The 18,568-nt window shown below is 63.5% G+C and carries 16 protein-coding genes; 10 read left to right on the top strand and 6 right to left on the bottom strand.

Features of this window, described 5'->3' with window-relative positions; translation table 11 throughout:
* Positions 1-2: 2 nt before the first annotated feature.
* The 8 genes from ftsW to lpxC all read left to right on the top strand — a co-directional run bounded on the left by ftsW (position 3) and on the right by lpxC (position 9,380).
* Positions 3-1,241, top strand: coding sequence for a putative lipid II flippase FtsW (gene ftsW, locus QQJ96_RS22510; RefSeq protein ID WP_284334287.1), 1,239 nt, complete (start codon positions 3-5; stop codon positions 1,239-1,241).
* The gene (gene murG / locus QQJ96_RS22505) at positions 1,238-2,311 is read left to right on the top strand and encodes an undecaprenyldiphospho-muramoylpentapeptide beta-N-acetylglucosaminyltransferase (RefSeq protein ID WP_284334286.1); all 1,074 of its coding nucleotides are present in this window, start codon (positions 1,238-1,240) and stop codon (positions 2,309-2,311) included. Before ftsW ends, murG begins: the two co-directional genes overlap by 4 nt.
* A complete protein-coding gene (murC, locus tag QQJ96_RS22500; protein ID WP_284334285.1) occupies positions 2,308-3,750 on the top strand; it encodes a UDP-N-acetylmuramate--L-alanine ligase in 1,443 nt (480 codons plus the stop codon). The genes murG and murC overlap by 4 nt, the downstream gene beginning before the upstream one ends.
* Entirely contained in the window at positions 3,747-4,685 is a 939-nt protein-coding gene (locus tag QQJ96_RS22495) for a D-alanine--D-alanine ligase (protein ID WP_284334284.1), read from the top strand. The genes murC and QQJ96_RS22495 overlap by 4 nt, the downstream gene beginning before the upstream one ends.
* Positions 4,682-5,419 (top strand): cell division protein FtsQ/DivIB, encoded by a 738-nt coding sequence (locus tag QQJ96_RS22490; RefSeq protein WP_284334283.1) that lies wholly within the window; start codon positions 4,682-4,684, stop codon positions 5,417-5,419. The genes QQJ96_RS22495 and QQJ96_RS22490 overlap by 4 nt, the downstream gene beginning before the upstream one ends.
* Entirely contained in the window at positions 5,416-6,648 is a 1,233-nt protein-coding gene (gene ftsA / locus QQJ96_RS22485; RefSeq protein WP_284334282.1) for a cell division protein FtsA, read from the top strand. Before QQJ96_RS22490 ends, ftsA begins: the two co-directional genes overlap by 4 nt.
* A 125-nt stretch (positions 6,649-6,773) precedes the next feature.
* Positions 6,774-7,955 carry a cell division protein FtsZ gene (gene ftsZ / locus QQJ96_RS22480; RefSeq protein WP_284334281.1) on the top strand — a complete coding sequence of 394 codons (1,182 nt, stop codon included), beginning with the start codon at positions 6,774-6,776 and terminating at the stop codon, positions 7,953-7,955.
* A 510-nt stretch (positions 7,956-8,465) separates the two neighbouring features.
* Positions 8,466-9,380 (top strand): UDP-3-O-acyl-N-acetylglucosamine deacetylase, encoded by a 915-nt coding sequence (gene lpxC, locus QQJ96_RS22475; RefSeq protein WP_284334280.1) that lies wholly within the window; start codon positions 8,466-8,468, stop codon positions 9,378-9,380.
* A 216-nt stretch (positions 9,381-9,596) separates the two neighbouring features.
* On the opposite strand, the gene QQJ96_RS22470 is transcribed toward lpxC, so the two are convergent.
* Positions 9,597-10,076: a DciA family protein gene (locus tag QQJ96_RS22470; RefSeq protein WP_284334279.1), complete on the bottom strand. Its 480-nt coding sequence runs from the start codon at positions 10,074-10,076 to the stop codon at positions 9,597-9,599.
* Between the two features lie 34 nt (positions 10,077-10,110).
* On the opposite strand from QQJ96_RS22470, the gene QQJ96_RS22465 reads away from it, so the two are divergent.
* Together QQJ96_RS22465 and secA are read left to right on the top strand one after the other, a co-directional pair.
* A complete protein-coding gene (locus tag QQJ96_RS22465; RefSeq protein WP_284334278.1) occupies positions 10,111-11,043 on the top strand; it encodes a M23 family metallopeptidase in 933 nt (310 codons plus the stop codon).
* 180 nt (positions 11,044-11,223) lie between these two features.
* Entirely contained in the window at positions 11,224-13,956 is a 2,733-nt protein-coding gene (secA, locus tag QQJ96_RS22460) for a preprotein translocase subunit SecA (RefSeq protein ID WP_284334277.1), read from the top strand.
* A gap of 75 nt (positions 13,957-14,031) precedes the next feature.
* Here secA and QQJ96_RS22455 read toward each other — a convergent pair whose 3' ends face one another.
* The 5 genes from QQJ96_RS22455 to QQJ96_RS22435 all read right to left on the bottom strand — a co-directional run bounded on the left by QQJ96_RS22455 (position 14,032) and on the right by QQJ96_RS22435 (position 18,548).
* Entirely contained in the window at positions 14,032-14,880 is an 849-nt protein-coding gene (locus QQJ96_RS22455) for a symmetrical bis(5'-nucleosyl)-tetraphosphatase (RefSeq protein ID WP_284334276.1), read from the bottom strand.
* A gap of 52 nt (positions 14,881-14,932) precedes the next feature.
* The gene (apaG, locus tag QQJ96_RS22450; RefSeq protein WP_284334275.1) at positions 14,933-15,316 is read right to left on the bottom strand and encodes a Co2+/Mg2+ efflux protein ApaG; all 384 of its coding nucleotides are present in this window, start codon (positions 15,314-15,316) and stop codon (positions 14,933-14,935) included.
* A gap of 79 nt (positions 15,317-15,395) precedes the next feature.
* A complete protein-coding gene (gene rsmA / locus QQJ96_RS22445) occupies positions 15,396-16,193 on the bottom strand; it encodes a 16S rRNA (adenine(1518)-N(6)/adenine(1519)-N(6))-dimethyltransferase RsmA (RefSeq protein WP_404649189.1) in 798 nt (265 codons plus the stop codon).
* Positions 16,190-17,182 carry a 4-hydroxythreonine-4-phosphate dehydrogenase PdxA gene (gene pdxA, locus QQJ96_RS22440; RefSeq protein WP_284334274.1) on the bottom strand — a complete coding sequence of 331 codons (993 nt, stop codon included), beginning with the start codon at positions 17,180-17,182 and terminating at the stop codon, positions 16,190-16,192. Before pdxA ends, rsmA begins: the two co-directional genes overlap by 4 nt.
* 19 nt (positions 17,183-17,201) lie before the next feature.
* The gene (locus QQJ96_RS22435) at positions 17,202-18,548 is read right to left on the bottom strand and encodes a peptidylprolyl isomerase (protein ID WP_284334273.1); all 1,347 of its coding nucleotides are present in this window, start codon (positions 18,546-18,548) and stop codon (positions 17,202-17,204) included.
* Positions 18,549-18,568 lie beyond the last annotated feature (20 nt).

The following is an 18,568-nucleotide window of genomic DNA, read 5'->3' as shown; positions in this document are numbered from 1 at the left end:
CGATGTTCGGTTTCGATACCACTCAGGCAAAGCGCCGGCAGGGCCCGCGCGGCAAGTTCGACTTGCTGCTGCTGGTGGCCCTGGTCGGCCTTGCCTGCGTGGGCGTGATCATGGTGACGTCCAGTTCGATCGCCGTGGCCGACAGCTCGCACATGGGTGAGTTCTACTACCTGAAGAAACAACTGCTGTTTCTCGCGATCGGCATCGTGGCAGCGGGAGTTGCCATGCGCACCGAACTGAAGGAGCTGGAAAAGCACGCGTTCTTCCTGATGCTGGTGGCCTTCATCATGCTGTTGGCGGTGTTCGTCCCACACTTAGGGATGAAGCTCAATGGCGCAAGGCGCTGGCTCAACCTGATCGTGACCTCGTTCCAGCCGGTCGAGGCGGTGAAGCTGATCCTGGTGGTGTATCTGGCCAGCTACCTGGTGCGTCATCGCGAGAGCATCGAAACGCGCTTCCTGGGGTTGATCAAGCCGCTTGCGGTGTCTGGTGTCATGGTGCTGCTGCTGCTGGCGCAGCCCGACTTCGGTTCGGCCACCTTGATCATCGCTGTCACCATCGGCATGGTGTGGCTGGGCGGCGCGCGACCGATCTTCCTGTTCCTGATGGGCCTGCCGCTGATGCCGCTGTTGGCGATAGCGGCGACCAGCGAAAGCTATCGCATGAAGCGGCTGACGTCGTTTCTCAATCCGTGGGCGCATCCGTTCGACGACGGTTTCCAGCTGACCCAATCGCTGATGGCGGTCGGCCGCGGCGAGTGGACCGGCGTGGGCCTGGGTTCGAGCGTGTTGAAATTGTCGTATCTGCCCGAAGCGCATACCGACTTCATCTTCGCGGTCATCGGCGAAGAGCTGGGTCTGGTCGGCATCATCGCGGTGATGAGCCTGTTCGCGCTGGCCGTGTGGCGTGGCTTGCACGTGGGCCTGAAGGGGGTGGAAATCGGTCAGCGTTTCGCCGGCTATATCGCCTTCGGCATTTCCTTGATGCTTGGCTTGCAGACGATGGTGTCGATCGGCGTGAACCTGGGAGCGCTGCCGACCAAGGGGCTGACCTTGCCACTGATCAGCTATGGCGGTTCCTCGATCGTGCTGACTTGCGCGATGGCGGGTGTGCTGCTGCGCGCGACCTTCGAGATCTATCGCGCCCTGGACGCGCGGCAGATGGCTACACGCATGCCGGCGGCGGCAGTACCTGATGCCAACCCCACCAACGCGCGTGAGCGCGAGGCAGCGGCAGCATGAGCGCACCCGCACCCGTGCTGATCATGGCCGGCGGTACCGGCGGCCACATTTTCCCCGGCCTGGCCGTGGCCGAGACCTTGCGTGCGCAAGGCGTGCCGGTAGTGTGGCTGGGCGCGGAAGGCGGCATGGAAACCAAGGTGGTGCCGGCCCATGGCATCGAGTTGCACACCATTGCCGTGGGCGGTTTGCGCGGCAAAGGCCTGAAGACGCGTTTGCTGGCACCGTGGATGCTGCTGCGTGCGCTGTTGTCATCGCTGGCTGTACTGCATCGGTTGCAGCCGCGCAGCGTGCTTTCGATGGGCGGTTACGTGGCCGGTCCGGGTGGTGTTGCCGCGCGCCTGCTGCGTCGTCCGTTGCTGGTGCACGAACAGAATCGCGTGGCCGGTTTCACCAATCGCAAGCTGGCACGGCATGCACGCCGCGTGATGGCAGGTTTTGCCGATGCATTAGCCAATGCGGAGTGGGTAGGGAACCCGGTGCGCGCCGCGATAGCCTCCCTGCCGGCACCCGCGCAGCGCATGGCCGAACGCACCGGCAAGCCGCGCCTGCTGGTGCTCGGTGGAAGTCTTGGCGCGCGCGCCCTGAATACCTCGGTGCCGCAGGCGCTGGCGCAAATGGCGGCCGAGCAGCGGCCGGAAGTGCTGCATCAGTGTGGCAATCGGGGCATCGATGAGGCGCGCAACGCTTACGCCGAAGCCGGTGTGGAAGCGCGCATCGTGCCTTTCATCGAAGACATGGCCGGAACCTATGCATGGGCCGATCTGGCCGTATGCCGCGCAGGTGCATTGACATTGGCCGAACTCACGGCCTGCGGGCTGGGTGCCGTGCTGGTGCCGTTCCCGCACGCGGTGGACGACCACCAGACGCGCAACGCCGAGGCACTGGTCGCTGCCGGTGCCGCTGAATTGATCCAGGAACGCGATTTGAAGACGAAAGACTTGGCGCAGCGTTTGACTGCGCTGTTGGGAGAGCGCGCCAAGCTGTTGGCGATGGCGACCGCGGCACGCACCTTGGCCAAGCCCGATGCCGCCGCTGACATCGCGCGCGCCTGCGTGGAGGTGGCCGCATGACGCCGCGTCGCCTGCTTGCCCACGAAGACCTGATGAGCACCTTCCGCCGCGTGCACTTTATCGGCATCGGCGGTGTGGGCATGAGCGGCATCGCCGAAGTGCTGCACAACCTTGGCTACGCCGTGTCCGGTTCGGACCGCAGCGAGTCGCCGACCGCACAACGCCTGCGTCAGCAGGGTATAGATGTGCGCATTGGCCATGCCGCCGCGCATATCGGTGATGCCGATGTCGTGGTTACGTCCAGCGCAATCAAAAGCGACAACCCGGAACTGATCGCCGCGCGCGAAGCGCGCATCCCGGTCATTCCGCGCGCGGAAATGCTGGGTGAGCTGATGCGTTTCCGCCGTGGCATCGCCATCGCCGGCACGCACGGCAAGACCACCACCACCAGCCTCGTCGCCAGCGTGCTGGCCGAAGCCAACTACGATCCCACCTTCGTGATCGGCGGCCAGCTCAATGCCGCCGGCGCAAATGCGCGGCTGGGCACCGGCCAGTACCTGGTGGCGGAGGCTGACGAATCGGACGGTTCGTTCCTGTTGCTGTCGCCGGTGATTGCGGTGGTGACCAACATCGATGCCGATCATCTGGAAAATTATCAGGGCGATTTCGCCTTGGTGCGCAAGGCATTTTCGGATTTTCTGCACCGTCTGCCGTTCTATGGCCTTGCCGTCTTGTGCGTGGACGACCCGGAAGTGGCGGAGCTGGCCAAACTCACCGCGCGCCGCGTGATGACCTATGGCATCGACTCCGAGCATGCCGATGTGCGCGCCGCCAATGTGCGCCAGCAAGGCTTCGAAATGCATTTCGACCTGCTGCTGCCGGGCATGCACGAGCCGATTTCGGTCACGCTGAATCTGCCGGGCCGGCACAATGTGCTCAATGCCCTGGCGGCTGCGTCGATCGGTTGGCAGCTTGGCGTGGAAGCCGAGGCCATTGCGCATGCCCTGCAGCATTTCCAGGGCGTGGGCCGTCGCTTCCATCGCCGCGGCGAAATCGCCATCGACCAAGGCAAGGTGATGCTGGTCGATGACTATGGCCATCATCCGCGCGAGCTTGCCGCCGTTTTCGCGGCGGCGCGTGGCGGTTGGCCGGATCGCCGCCTGGTGGTGGGCTTCCAACCGCATCGCTACAGCCGTACTCGCGACCTGCTCGACGACTTTTCCAAGGTGCTGGCGGAAGCGGACGTGCTGGTGCTGACCGAGGTCTATCCGGCCGGCGAGGCGCCGATCGCGGGCGCTGACGGCCGCGCTCTGGCGCGTGCGGTGCGTGCGCGCGGCAAGGTTGATCCGGTGCTGATCAGCCATCCGCGCGAATTGAAGGACACCTTGCCGGCGCTTTTGCGCGACGGCGATCTGCTGCTGCTGCTTGGCGCTGGGGATATCGGTACCGCCGCGGTGGAACTGGCGCAGGCGGGTTCCTTGAGGACGAACGAAACATGAGAAAGATCAACGATCCCGCCCAATTTGGACGCGTCGCCGTGGTAATGGGCGGCAGCTCGGCCGAGCGCGAGGTGTCGCTCGACTCCGGCCGCAACGTACTGGCCGCGCTCCAGGCGCGCGGGGTGGATGCGCACGCGATCGACGGCATTCCGGCCTTGCTGGACGCCCTGCGGGCCGGCCATTTCGCGCGCGTGTTCAACATCCTGCACGGCCAGCACGGCGGCGGCGAAGATGGCGTGCTGCAAGGTGCGCTGGAATCGCTGCATGTGCCGTACACCGGTTCGGGTGTGCTGGGTTCCGCACTGTCGATGGACAAGACCCGTTCCAAGCGCGTGTGGCAATCGCTAGGTCTGCCGACGCCGAAATTCGTGCCGCTGCCGCGCGGTGCGGATGTATACGCCGCGGCGAAGCAAATCGGCTTTCCCTTGATCGTGAAACCATCTTGCGAAGGTTCCAGCGTCGGCGTGACACGCGTGTTCCAGGAAAAAGACCTGGATGCCGCCGTGGCGCTGGCAGAGAAATATCCCGGCGACCTGCTGATGGAAGCGCTGATCGAGGGCGACGAGCTTACCGTCGGCATCCTCGGCCGGCAGGTGCTGCCGAGCATCCATATCGTGCCCAAAGGCGCCTTCTACGATTACAACGCCAAGTACGTGGCGGAAGACACGCGTTATATCTGTCCCGGCCTGGAAGGCGAGAGGGAGGCCTCGTTGCGCGCGCTGACATTGGAAGCTTTCGATGCGCTGGGATGCCACGGCTGGGGCCGCGTCGATGTGATGCGCGATACCCAGGGCCGCAACTGGTTGCTCGAAGTGAACACCGCGCCGGGCATGACTTCGCATTCGCTGGTGCCGAAGGCGGCGGCGGTATCGGGCATCGACTACCAGGAGCTGTGCTGGCGAGTGTTGGAAACCAGTTTCAGGGAGGAGCAATGAGGGGAAGTATTCGCCTCGTCGCCTGGTGCCTGGCCATCGCGCTGGTGGTCTTGCCGATCGTCGGCGTGTTGCGCGGCTGGTTTGCCGCCGACCGCTGGCCGGTTACCCAGCTGACGGTGCAGGCCGAGTTCAAGCACGTGAGCGCGGAACAGATTCGTGCCGCCGTGCTGCCGCGCCTGGGCAAGGGCTTTTTTGCCTTGAATCTTGATGGCGTGCAGAAGGCGGTTGCGGCGCTGCCGTGGGTGGAATCGGTGGAAGCCAGCAAGCGCTGGCCAGACGCACTGCTGCTGCGCGTGTACGAGCGCGAGCCGTTCGCGCGCTGGAATGCCAACCAGTTGATCAGTCGCGAAGGCAAGGTGTTCAGCGTGCCGGACGCGGCCGATTACAACCAGCTTCCCGATCTGCGTGGCCCGGAAGATCACCTCGCCGAAGTGGTGAGCTTCTTCGCGGACGTGCAGAAGGCGTTCGCCGGCGAGCATCTGAAGGTCGCCGGCGTCACGCTCACCGAGCGGGGCAGCTGGAGCGTGAGCACCGACACCGGCGCGCAGATCGTGATCGGCGATCGCAGCCAGGCGGGCCGCCGCCTGCGCCGCTTCCTCGACGTGTATCCGCAGCTGGCTGCCGGCCACGGCCAGGGTTTGGAGTACGCCGACCTTCGTTACACCAACGGCTTTGCCGTGAAATGGCCGCCAGCGACGGCCGCCCCGACCGCCGGAGGCACGCCACGCACATGAAAGGCAAGAACGAAAAGCAATTGGTAGTGGGCCTGGACATCGGCACTTCGAAAGTGGTGGCGATCGTGGGCGAGTACGAACCGGGTGAGCCGATCGAAGTGATCGGGATCGGTTCGCACGTCTCGCGCGGCATGAAGCGCGGATCGGTAGTGGATATCGAATCCACCGTGCACTCGATCCAGCGCGCGGTGGAAGAGGCCGAGCTGATGGCCGGCTGCGACATCCGTTCGGTGTACGCCTCGATCTCCGGCAGCCACCTGGAAACGCGCAACTCGCACGGCACGGCGGCGATCCGTGATCGCGAAGTCGCGCCAGGCGACTTGGAGCAGGTGCTGGAAGCGGCGAGCGCGGTGGCGATCCCGGCCGACCGCAAGGTCTTATATAAGGAGTCGCAGGAGTACCGCATCGATGGCCAGGACGGCATCCGCGCGCCGGTGGGCATGAGCGGCGTGCGCCTGGAAGCTTCCGTGCATCTGGTGACCGGCGCCGCCGCGGCGGTGCAGAACATCAGCAAATGCATCCAGCGTTGTGGCCTGTCGGTCGACGAACTGGTGCCCTCGGCGGTAGCCAGCGCCAAGGCTGTGCTGACCGATGACGAGCGCGAACTGGGCGTGTGCCTGGTCGACATCGGTGCGGGTACGACGGATATCTCGATCTACACGCAGGGCGCGATCCGCTACACCAAGTCGCTGCCGGTGGGGGGTGACCAGGTCACCAATGACATCGCTTACGGCGTGCATACGCCGACCGCGCATGCGGAGGAGATCAAGATCAAGTACGCCTGTGCTTTGGCTCAGCTCGCGCACGCGGAAGAAACCATCCAGGTACCCAGCGTGGGCGATCGCCCGCCGCGCCGGCTGGCGCGCCAGTCGCTCGCGCAGAGCGTGCAGGCGCGCTACGAGGAAATTTTCGAGATGGTGCAGGACGAATTGCGCCGCTCCGGCTACGACAGCCTGGTTGCGGCGGGCGTAGTGCTCACGGGTGGTGCGTCACGCATGGAGGGCGCATTGGAACTGGCCGAGGAAATCTTCCACAAGATGGTGCGCATCGGCGTGCCGCAACACGTGATGGGCCTGGGCGAGGTGATCGCCAACCCGTTGCACTCCACCGGGGTGGGGCTGTTGTTGCACGGCGCGCGCTCCGGCGGCATGCGCGGTAGCAGTCCGGCCGGTGGCAGCGTGGGCGGCCTGGTCGACAAGCTGCGTACCTGGATCACCAAGAATTTTTAGAAAGCAAAGGGTTAGGCCGCGCAGGAAAGAGCGGCCCGGGCGAATGGAGGTTCGCTCACCACCGCGGGAAGACAGGAGTCGCACCGCGGTTACAACGACAACGAAAGCTCTACGGAGGACGGGAAATGTTTGAACTGGTCGAAAAACTGGCACCGAATGCGGTGATCAAAGTCATTGGCGTGGGTGGCGGCGGCGGCAACGCGGTCGCGCACATGCTCAACTCCAACATCGAAGGCGTCGAATTCGTGGTGTGCAACACGGATGCACAGGCCATGAAGGGTTGCGGCGGGCGTATGCACCTGCAACTGGGCGCCAACGTCACCAAGGGCCTGGGCGCCGGCGCCAATCCGGAAGTGGGCCGCCAGGCCGCGCTGGAAGACCGCGAGCGCATCGAGGAAATGCTCGAAGGCGCGGACATGGTGTTCATCACCGCCGGCATGGGCGGCGGCACCGGCACCGGTGCGGCTCCGGTCGTAGCCCAGCTGGCGAAAGAGAAGGGCATTCTGACGGTTGCCGTGGTTACGAAGCCGTTTCCGTTCGAAGGCCGCCGCCGTATGCAGGTCGCCCTGAAGGGCATCGAGGATCTGTCGCAGCACGTCGATTCGCTGATCACGGTACCGAACGAGAAACTGCTTTCGGTGCTGGGTCGCGAAGTGACCCTGCTCAACGCGTTCAAGGCCGCCAACGATGTGCTGCTGGGCGCAGTGCAGGGCATTGCCGATCTGATCACGGCGCCGGGCCTGATCAACGTCGACTTCGCCGACGTGCGCACGGTGATGAGCGAGATGGGGCTTTCGATGATGGGCTCGGGTACCGCCCGTGGCGACGATCGCGCCCAGGCGGCGGCGGAAGCGGCGATCAACAACCCGCTGCTGGAAGACGTCAACCTCAATGGCGCTTGCGGCATCCTGGTGAACGTCACCGCCGGTCCGAACCTCACCATGCGCGAGTTCGACGAAATCGGCCGCATCATCCACGACTTCGCCAGCGAAGACGCCACGGTGGTGATCGGCACCTCGCTGGACCAGGAAATGCAGGACGACGTGCGCGTGACGGTGGTGGCCACCGGCCTCAATCGTGCCACCGCCCGCCAGCCGGTCCGCCAGGCCGCGGCCCAGCAGGTGGAAATGCGCCAGCGTCCGCGCCCGATGGTGCTGCGTACCGGTACCGGCAACGAAGTGGTGGATTACGCGCACCCAGAAGGGGTGGCCAGCAATCCGCGTGGCGGCGAAGGCCCGGCCAAGAGCGCCGATCCCAGCTTCGACTACCTGGACATCCCCGCCTTTTTGCGCCGCCAGGCTGACTAAGAGGCGCCGCCACGGGCGTTAGGAGAGAAAAAAATGTAAAAAAGTGTGAGCCGCATGAACTAACGACGCATTAACTTGTCAGTGTTCCCTGTGCCGGGCGAGGAGGGTATCCTCTTCAGTCCGCTGCCTGATTGCCGCCGGGGTACCGGCAGCGAGGAAGGGGGGCATCCAACTGATGTCGGCTGGCGTCGCGTTCGCGCGTTGAATGCGATAGGCAGTGCGAGCTTAAGGATGGCGCACGATTGGCCGTGTGGAGCCGGATTCCATGCTGCCGATCCAAAATCCCGTTGCCGGATCTTTCCCGTCCCCGGCGCGGGGTTTTGTGTCGAATCGCAAGTGCTTGTTTTGCCTATAGTGCTTGCAGCATCGGGATGCGAATGACTCGCATTATTTGATGAAAGGAAAATGAAGGATTGACCGTTCAGTACGGTACGGTTTGTTTTTCCGCAGGTTAAGACTGTGTTAGCATCCCAGCACAAATTGGCTGCTGCCCCTATAGGTACCCAATAAATGATTAAGCAGCGTACGTTGAAGAACATCATCCGTGCCACCGGCGTCGGGCTGCATACCGGCGATAAGGTCTACATGACGTTGCGTCCGGCGGCGCCGAACACAGGCATCATCTTCCGTCGTACCGATCTCAATCCGCCGGTGGAAATCCACGCGCGTCCCGATCATGTGGGCGACACGCGTTTGTCCACCACGCTGGTCAACGGTGACGTGCGTGTTTCGACCGTGGAACACCTGCTATCGGCCATGGCGGGCCTGGGCATCGACAACGCGTATGTCGACCTGTCCGCGCCGGAGGTGCCGATCATGGACGGCAGTGCCGGTCCGTTCGTCTTCCTGCTGCAATCGGCAGGCATCGAAGAACAGTCCGCGCCCAAGCGCTTCATCCGCATCAAAAAGCCGGTGAAGGTGCAGGAAGGCGACAAGTGGGCCAGTTTCGAGCCATTTGAAGGCTTCAAGGTGGGTTTCTCGATCGAGTTCAATCACCCGATCATTTCCAAGCGCACCTCACGCGCGGAGATCGATTTCTCCACCACCTCGTTCGTCAAGGAAGTGAGCCGCGCACGTACCTTCGGCTTCATGCGCGACATCGAGATGCTGCGCGAACACAATCTCGCGCTGGGCGGTTCGATGGATAACGCCGTGGTGCTCGACGACTACCGTGTGCTCAATGAGGACGGTCTTCGCTACGAAGACGAATTCGTCAAGCACAAGATCCTCGATGCAATCGGCGATCTGTACTTGCTCGGCCACAGCCTGATCGGCGCTTACTACGCGCATAAGTCCGGGCATGAGCTCAACAACAAGTTGCTGCGCGCACTGATGGCCGATGCCACGGCATGGGAAGAAGTGAGCTACCAGGACGACCCGGCCACCGCCCCGATCTCCTACGCGCATCCCGCCCAGGCGATCTGATCCAGGGCGCTTAAAAAGCCGATCCCTACCCCCTAGACCGGGCCCTTTGGGCCCGGTTTCTTCATTTTTGTGATGTTCATCACACTTTTATCGTCCTCAGGTTCACGTTATGACCACGAGGGATACAGGCCGGGATGGGGTGAGCCATGGTATAAAACCGCTTCCGCAGCGGGGTGGGCGGCTGTCCGCCTGTTCCCGAACCGAAGCGTCTTTAGCTCAGGGCGTGGCGGAAGAGCTGGAGTCAGCAGTTTCGGCGACGGACGCCAAAGCCAGGAACATGGCCCGTAATTCGGGATCTTGGATGGAACCCGCGGCTGCCTTCAGGTGAAGGGCTGCGGCGGGCGAAAGCGGTTTTGATTGCTCCGGCTGTGGGTCAGGCGGAGGAAGGGGGGCCACTTTCACGGTGACTGAGCTGGCATTCGCGCCTATGGCGCGTGCGGCGGCGAGGATTTGTGCCTGTTGCAGGCGCAAACGCGAGGCCCAAGCCGGCGAGGAAGCCAGGAAAACCAGGCGATCGTCGCGCCAGTTGGCGAATCTGACCTGCTCGCGCAGGGGCGACGGCAACGTCTGGCGCAATGCGCGGTCCAACGCTTCCAGCTTGCCAGCTTTTCTGGCCAGCGCTGCGACAGGACCGACCTGGGTGATGGGTTGCGGCCCATGACCTGAGCGGTGAGTGGCGGGCACGTCGCGTTGCATCAGTGGCGATAAGAAATTTCAAACCGGAAACGACATGCAGATCATACTCGTCTCACGCGCAGGGAAGGTGCCCAAGACTTTGGACCTCGCCAACTCGCGTTTGCGCTGGCGGGTCTGCTCCATAGGTGCGGCGATCGTGCTGGTATTGGCCGGCATCGGCGCCAGCGTGGCCTTGACGGTGGCCAGTCCCCGTGGCCGTGCGCTGACCGAGATCGACACGCTGCACCGGCAGGTGAAGATGCAGGATCGGCAGCTTGGAGAGTTGCGCGAAGATGCGCACCGCCAACTTGATGCGCTGGCCATCAAGCTGGGACAGCTGCAGGCGCAGGCAACTCGCATCAATGCCCTGGGCGAGCGCCTGGTGCAGGTGGGCAAGCTCGATGGCAATGAATTCAACTTCGACCAGCCGCCGCCGGTTGGCGGTGTGGAAGTCACCGATGGCAGCAGTGCCTATGCACTGCCGCAGACACTGGACGCCGGCATCGACCAGTTGGCGACCCAGTTCCAAACCCAGCAGGCGCAATTGAGCGCGATGCAGAGCCTGTTGCTCAACGCGCGCATCGATTCGAACCTGAAGCCTACCGGCATGCCGGCGGACGGCTACATCTCGTCCTACTTCGGGGTTCGCGCCGATCCCTTCGATGGCCTCGCCGCTCGCCATACCGGCCTGGACATCGCGGTGCCTTATGGCAGTGCGGTCCATACGGTGGCCGAGGGCATGGTTACCTATGCCGGTGTACGTAACGGCTACGGCAACGTGGTGGAAATCGACCACGGTAACGGTTATATGACCCGCTATGCGCACAACAGCAAGCTGCTGGTGCATCCCGGCCAGCATGTGCGCGTGGGCGACGAGATCGCCCAGGCTGGTTCCAGCGGCCGCTCCACCGGCTCGCACGTGCACTTCGAGGTCTGGTATGACGGCCGCGTGCTCAATCCGCTGGCGTACGTCAAGAACCACCGCTGAGCGAGCTTCGCTTTTCCCCGGCGTCACCCTTGAAAGCAGTCGGCCGTACCGCCACCCCTGGACATGGGGAAGTCGTGATTTTCCACGTTTGGGATACCCGGCCGACCCTAGTATTATCAGATCTTTGCCCGGCCGGATTAGCTCCGGCGGGCTTCCCCAGTTTCCTGATCCGGAAGATCGATGCTTAATCGTGCCCTGACGAGCCTCTTTGGCAGCCGTAACGACCGAGTACTGCGCCAGCTGTCCAAAACCGTCGCGCGCATCAATGCGCTGGAGCCTGAGTTGGAGAAACTCAGTGACGAGGCCTTGCGCGGCAAGACCGACGAATTCAAGCAACGCTTAGGCCAGGGCGAGGCGCTGGACAAGCTGCTGCCGGAAGCCTTCGCGGTGGTGCGCGAGGGCGCCAAGCGTGTGCTCGGCATGCGCCATTACGACGTGCAGCTGATCGGTGGCATGGTGCTGCACATGGGCAAGATCGCCGAGATGCGCACCGGCGAAGGCAAGACCCTGGTGGCTACCGCGCCCGTGTACCTCAATGCCCTCGAAGGCAAGGGTTCGCATGTGGTGACCGTCAACGATTACCTGGCCAAGCGCGACGCCGCCCAGATGGGCAAGCTGTACAACTTCCTCGGCATGAGCGTGGGTGTGGTGTATCCGGGGATGGAGCATGCCGACAAGCATTCCGCCTACGCCGCGGACATCACCTACGGCACCAATAACGAATACGGCTTCGACTATCTGCGCGACAACATGGCTCTGTCCAAAGAGCAACGCGTGCAGCGTGGCCTGCACTACGCCATCGTCGACGAAGTGGATTCGATCCTGATCGACGAAGCGCGCACGCCGCTGATCATCTCCGGCCCGGCCGAGGATTCGCCGCAGCTCTACATTGCGGTGAACAAGATCGTGCCGCGCATGACGCGCCAGGAGCTGGAAGATGGTCCAGGCGACTACTGGGTCGACGAGAAGCAGAAGCAGGTCCATCTTTCCGAAGAGGGCATGCAGCACGCCGAAGAGCTGCTGCAGCAGGCGAAGGTCATCGATCCGGAAGGCAGCCTGTACGATGCGCGCAACCTCGCGATAGTGCATCACCTCAACGCCGCATTGCGCGCGAACGCGATCTATCAGCGTGACGTCGACTACATCGTGCGCGACGGCGAGGTGATCATTGTCGACGAATTCACCGGTCGCACGCTGCCGGGCCGCCGCTGGTCCGACGGCCTGCATCAGGCGGTGGAAGCGAAGGAAGGCGTGCCGATCCAGCGCGAAAACCAGACGCTGGCCACGGTGACCTTCCAGAACCTGTTCCGCATGTACAAGAAGCTGGCCGGCATGACCGGTACGGCCGATACCGAAGCCTACGAATTCCAGACGATCTATGGCCTGGAAGTGGTGGTGATTCCCACCCACAAGCCGATGATCCGCCGGGACAACGCGGACATGGTGTTCCTCGGCCAGGACGTGAAATACAAGGCGGTGATCGAGGATATTCGCGATTGCCATCAGCGTGGCCAGCCGGTGCTGGTCGGTACGGCGTCGATCGATGTGTCGGAGCTGCTGTCCAACCTGCTGCGCAAGGAAAAAATCCCGCACGAAGTGCTCAATGCCAAGCAGCACGAGCGCGAGGCGCACATCGTGGCGCAGGCCGGCATGCCCGGCGCCGTCACCATCGCCACCAACATGGCCGGTCGTGGTACCGACATCGTGCTGGGCGGCAGTCTGGAGGCGGCGCAGCATGCGCTAGGCCCGGATGCCGGCGACGCCGAGCGTGCGAACGTAAAAGCCGAATGGCTCAAGCGCCACGAGCAGGTGATCGCCGCCGGCGGTCTGCACATCGTCGGTACCGAACGCCATGAATCCCGCCGCATCGACAACCAGCTGCGCGGCCGCTCCGGTCGCCAGGGCGACCCGGGTTCCTCGCGCTTCTACCTGTCGCTGCAGGACAACCTGCTGCGCATTTTCGGCGGCGAAGGCCTGGTGCGCTGGATGAAGCGCTTCGGCATGAAGGAAGACGAGGCACTGGAAGACCGGATGATCAGCCGGCAGATCGAAAAGGCCCAGCGCAAGGTCGAGCAGCACAACTTCGACATCCGCAAGAACCTGCTCGAATACGACGACGTCGCCAACGATCAGCGTAAAGTCATCTATCGCCAGCGCGACGAGCTGTTGGAAGAGGAAGAGGTTTCCGCGACCATCGCCGATGTGCGCGAGGATGTGGTCAACGACCTCGTGCGCCGCTACGTGCCGGCCGACAGCATCGACGAGCAGTGGGACATTGCCGGTCTGGAGCGCGAGCTTGAAAGCGAGTTCGGCGTTTCGGGCCAGCTCAAGGCATGGCTGGAACAGCAGTCGGAAGCCGATGCCAACACCGTGCTGGAGCATGTGCGCGACCTGGTCAATGAGATGTTCCAGGCCAAGGAACAGCAGATTGGTGCAGAAACCATGCGCCAGCTGGAAAAGCACATCATGCTGAGCGTGCTCGACAACGCGTGGAAGGAGCACCTTGCCAGCATGGATTACATGCGCCAGGGCATCTATCTGCGCGGTTACGCCCAGCAGGATCCAAAGCAGGCGTTCAAGCAAGAGTCCTTCTCGCTGTTCTCGCAGATGCTGGCGCGCATCAAGACCGAAGTGACGCAAATGCTGGCGCGCATCCGTATTCGCAGCGAGGAAGAAGTCGCCGCGATGGAAGCCGAGCAGCAGCGCCTGGCCGAGCGCATGGCGCGCCAGATGCAAGCCTCCGGCGGCGGTGCGCCGGCGGGCGGAGCGCTGCTGGGTATGGAAGCGCCGGCAGCACAGGCTGCGGCAGCTACCATGGAGCCAGCGGCGGCGGGCCCCAAAGTGGGCCGCAATGACCCCTGCCCGTGCGGCTCGGGCAAGAAGTACAAGCACTGTCACGGTCAGCTGAACTGACCTCTGTGCAGGCTGGGATGAAATCCCAGCTTCCAGCTCGATGACGAGGCTGGGATTTCATCCCAGCCTACGCGATCAATCCTCGCCAGGCATCCGCTTGCGATGCGGTTCCGCATCCACCGTGATGTACTGCGGCTCCTCGCCATCCAGGCGCAGGGCGGTGAGTTTGCCACCCCACACGCAGCCGGTGTCGATGCCGTAGACATCCAAGCCGGCGAAGCGGCCAAGCGCCGACCAATGCCCGCAGACGATGCGGGTGTCGCGCTTGCGCATGCCGGGAACTTCGAACCAGGGATACATGCCGGGTTTTTGTGAGCCGGGCGCGCCCTTGCTTTCGAAGTCGATGCGGCCGCTGACGTCGCAAAAGCGCATGCGGGTCAAGGTATTGATCGAGGCACGCATGCGCTCTATGCCTTGCAGGCGGCTGGCCCATGCCGCAGGCCGATTGCCGAACAGATTCTTGAGCAAACGCGGATGCCGTGGGCTGGCCAACTCGCGTTCCACTTCCAAGGCACAGCGCTGTGCCTGTTTCAGCGTCCAGCTCGGCGCCAGGCCCGCGTGCACCATGGTCCAGCCGATACCCTCGTCCAGATGCAGCAGCTTCTGGGTGCGCAGCCAGTCGAGCAGCGTCTGCGCATCCTCGGCGAACAGCACTTCGCGCAGCTCCGGATTCACGCGCGCCTGCGCATCCTGCTTGCGCTGCGCGATGGCCAGCAGGCTGAGGTCGTGGTTGCCGAGCGTGACTATCGCGTTGTCGCGCAATGAATGCACCAGGCGCAGCGTGTCCAGCGACTGCCCGCCGCGGTTGACCAGATCGCCACAGAACCACAACCGGTCCGCTGCCGGATCGAAGCGTAACTTCTCCAGCAAGCGCTTGAGTTCCGGATAGCAACCCTGGACATCGCCGATTGCGTAGGTGGCCATCAGCGATTCGCCTTTGAGGTCTGCCGTGCGCGTGTCATCAACGGGGCCTCGATCAATGCAGCGTGCGGGGAATGGATAGCGTGAAGATCGGGATCGGCGCATCGAAGCGCGTACCGTCGTCGGCCATCATCTGATAGCTGCCTTGCATCGTCCCGACCGCGGTTTCCAGCACGGCGCCGGAGGTGTATTCGTAATCGTCGCCCGGACGCATCCACGGCTGCTCGCCCACCACGCCCTCGCCGAAGACCTCCTCGACCTTGCCATTGGCATCCGTGATGACCCAGTGGCGGGTAAGCAGGCGTGCCGGCAGGAAGCCGGCATTGCGCAGCCTGATCGTGTAGGCGAAAACGTAGCGGTTTTCATTGGGAGCGGACTGGTCAGGGACAAAACGCGTTTGCACCTGCACGTCAATCGTGTAGGGGGACTTGTCTTTCATGCACCCATTGTAGCGGGACTCGGGACCCGGCATTGGGATCCCGCATGGCAAGCTGGGATTGTCATCCAGCCTGCGCGACCTATGTCGGATCCTGGATTTTGGCCAGCGCCACGAAGTCCATGGGCGCCAATACCTCGGCCCGTGCCTTCGGGTCGATCCCCGCCGCCCGAATGGCTTGGGCATCCATCAGTTGCCGCAGCGCGTTGGAAAGTGTCTTGCGGCGTTGCGCGAAGGCTGCCTTGACGATCGCATACACGCGCGCCGGATCGGCGTCATGGCGCGCCTCGGGCGCAAGCGGCACCAGTCGCACGACCGACGAATCCACCTTCGGCGGTGGCCGGAACGCGCCCGGCGGAACGTCGAACAAGGGTTCCACCCGGCAGGCCAGCTGCAGCATCACGGATAGCCGTCCATACACCTTGCTGCCGGGAGGCGCCGCCATGCGATCGACCACTTCCTTCTGCAACATGAAATGCATATCGGCAATAGCCGCTGCATGCTCGACACAATGGAACAGGATGGGACTGGAAATGTAGTAAGGCAGATTGCCGGCAATGCGCAGCCGCGTCACGCCTGCCTGTCGCGCCATCGCGGTGAAGTCCACCTTCAGCACGTCGGAGTGCACGATCGACAGTTCGCCGATGCTGCTTGCCTGTTCCTTGAGACGCGGGATCAGGTCGGTATCCAGCTCGATCGCGGTGAGTTTGCCGGCGGCGCTCAGCAACGGAAAGGTCAGCGCGCCTTCGCCAGGGCCGATTTCAACCACGAAATCGTCCGGACGCGGCGAAATGGCGGCGACGATGCGCTCTATGTAGCGGCGTTCGTGCAGGAAGTGCTGGCCAAAGCTTTTCTTGGGACGGGCTGGGGTGTTCATCATCTTTTGTTGCGGGATGCCAGATCCATGGCCATGCGCGCCGCCGCGATCAAGCTGGCGGGATCCGCCTTGCCGGTGCCGGCAAGGTCGAGCGCGGTACCGTGGTCGACGGACGTGCGAATGAAGGGCAGGCCCAGTGTGACGTTCACGGTGCGGTCGAACGCTTCGCTCTTGAGCACCGGCAAGGCCTGGTCGTGATACATCGCCAACACAGCGTCGTAGCGCGTGCGCTGTGCGGGAACAAACGCCGTATCGGCGGGCAGGGGGCCCAGCAGCTGCATGCCTTGTTGGCGCAGCTTGTTCATCACTGGAATGATCGTTTCGATCTCCTCATGCCCGATGTGCCCGCTTTCCCCGGCATGCGGGTTTAGGCCCAGCACCGCGATGCGCGGTTCGGCGAAGCCGAACTTTGCGCGTAGCTCCTCGTGCACGATGCGCAACGTGCGTTCCAGCGACGCGGCATCGATGGCGGCGGATACTGCGCGCAATGGCAAATGGGTGGTGGCCAATGCCACGCGCAGTTCCGGGCTGGCCAGCATCATCACTACATCAGCGTGGCTGTGCTCGGCAAAAAATTCGGTATGGCCGCTAAAACGGATGCCGGCGTCGTTGATCGAGGATTTCTGCAGCGGTGCCGTGACGACCGCGGCATAGCGTCCGCTCCGACATCCGTCCGCGGCTTCCGTCAGCGCCGCTAGCACGTGTCTGGCATTGCTTGGATCTGGGCGGCCGGGAAGCTCGGTTTCGAGCAGAGGAATATGTCTTACGCGTAGCGTGCCAGGCGGGCGGCATGCGATGTTTTCGCCATCATCGTCCAGCAACTGGATGGCGGCGCCACAACGTTGCGCCGCGCGTTCAAGCAGGCCTCGATCGGTCAGCGCAACGAAATTGGCCGCCAACGCTGTGGCGGCCAATCGGATCAGCAGCTCTGGACCTACACCGGCCGGCTCGCCGGCGGTAAGAGCGAGCCGCGGTAGCGCGAGGCTGTTCACGCCTAACTGCATTGCGCCATTACGACGAAGCCTTGCCGTTGCCGGTGGCGGGTTCTTCCAGCTCCGGCACGAGAATCTTCACGTACGAGCCGGAGCGCAGGTCGCGCAGAAAGTCGTCGTAGGCCTGGTCGGCTTTGCGATTGCCGATGGCCTGGCGTGCCTGGTTGTGTGCGATCTCGCTGGTCATGTCGCTGTTGCGCGTGCCCAGGCGCTGCACAATGTGCCAGCCTTGTTCGCTCTGGAAGGGCTGCGAGACCTCGCCGTCCTTCATGTCCGCCACCTTCTGGCCGATCAGCGTGCCCCAGTCGCCCTGCTGGAACCAGCCCATGTCGCCGCCGGCATTGGCGGTGGTGTCGTCATTGGAGCTGTCCTTCGCCAGCTTGGCGAAGTCTTCGTGCTTATTGACGATGCGGTTGTAGAGATCCTGTATCTTCTGCTGGGCCTGCGTTGGCGACAGCAGCTCGCTGGGACGGATCATGATCTGGCGCGCATGGAACTCAGTCACCATCTGCTTGGACTGCGCGCGCTGGTCCACCAGCTGAAGGATGTGGAAGCCGGTGGGGCCGTGCAGGATGCCGCTGGTCTGACCAGGCTTCAGGCCGCTGATAGTGTCGACGAAGGCCGGAGGCACTTCATCCATGCGGCGCCAGCCGAGATCGCCACCATCCAGCGCGTCCGGGGCGTCGGAGTAGCGGATCGCCGCCGCTTTGAACGGCATGCCGCCTTTGATGGCGGCCAGGGCCTGCTCGGCCTTGTTCTGCGCAGCCTGGATGTCGGCAGCGGAAGCGCCGCCGGGGATGCTGACCTGGATGTGCGCCAGGTGCACTTCACCCGCCTTGTAGGTGGAGCTGTTGAGCAGGTTGTTGATTTCGCTCTCGGTCACCGACACCGAACTGTGCACCACGTTTTCGTGCAGCTTCTGCACCACCAGCTGGTCATGCAATTGCTGGCGATACGCGGCATAGCTCATGCCGCTTTGTTCCACGGCGGCGCGCAACTGCTCAGGCGCCATCTTGTTCTGCGCGGCCACGGACTGCACGGCCTGGTCGACGTCAGAGTCGGAAACGCGAATGCCCTGGTCATCGGCGCGCTGCAGCTGCAGCTTCATCAAGACCAGGCGATCGAGCACCTGCCGGCGCAGCACGTCGATCGGCGGCAGCTGTCCGGGCTGGTTGGCATATTGTTGCTGGATCGCGGCGACGGCGTCGTTCAGCTCGCTTTGCAGAATCACCTCGTCCTCGACGACGGCGACGATGCGGTCGATCGACCCGGAGTTGGAGTCCTGCGGCGCCAGGAACTGAGCCTGGGCCAGCGACGGGATCGCCGTGACGATCGTCAGCAGGACAAACGCAAAAATCTGCTTCATCAGTGAACAGCCTTCTGTCG

The sequence above is a fragment of the Dyella flagellata genome, from assembly GCF_030160275.1.
Lineage (GTDB): Bacteria > Pseudomonadota > Gammaproteobacteria > Xanthomonadales > Rhodanobacteraceae > Dyella_B > Dyella_B flagellata.
The sequence above is the reverse complement of the archived record's forward strand: the minus strand, read 5'-3'. Positions and strand labels throughout refer to the sequence as shown.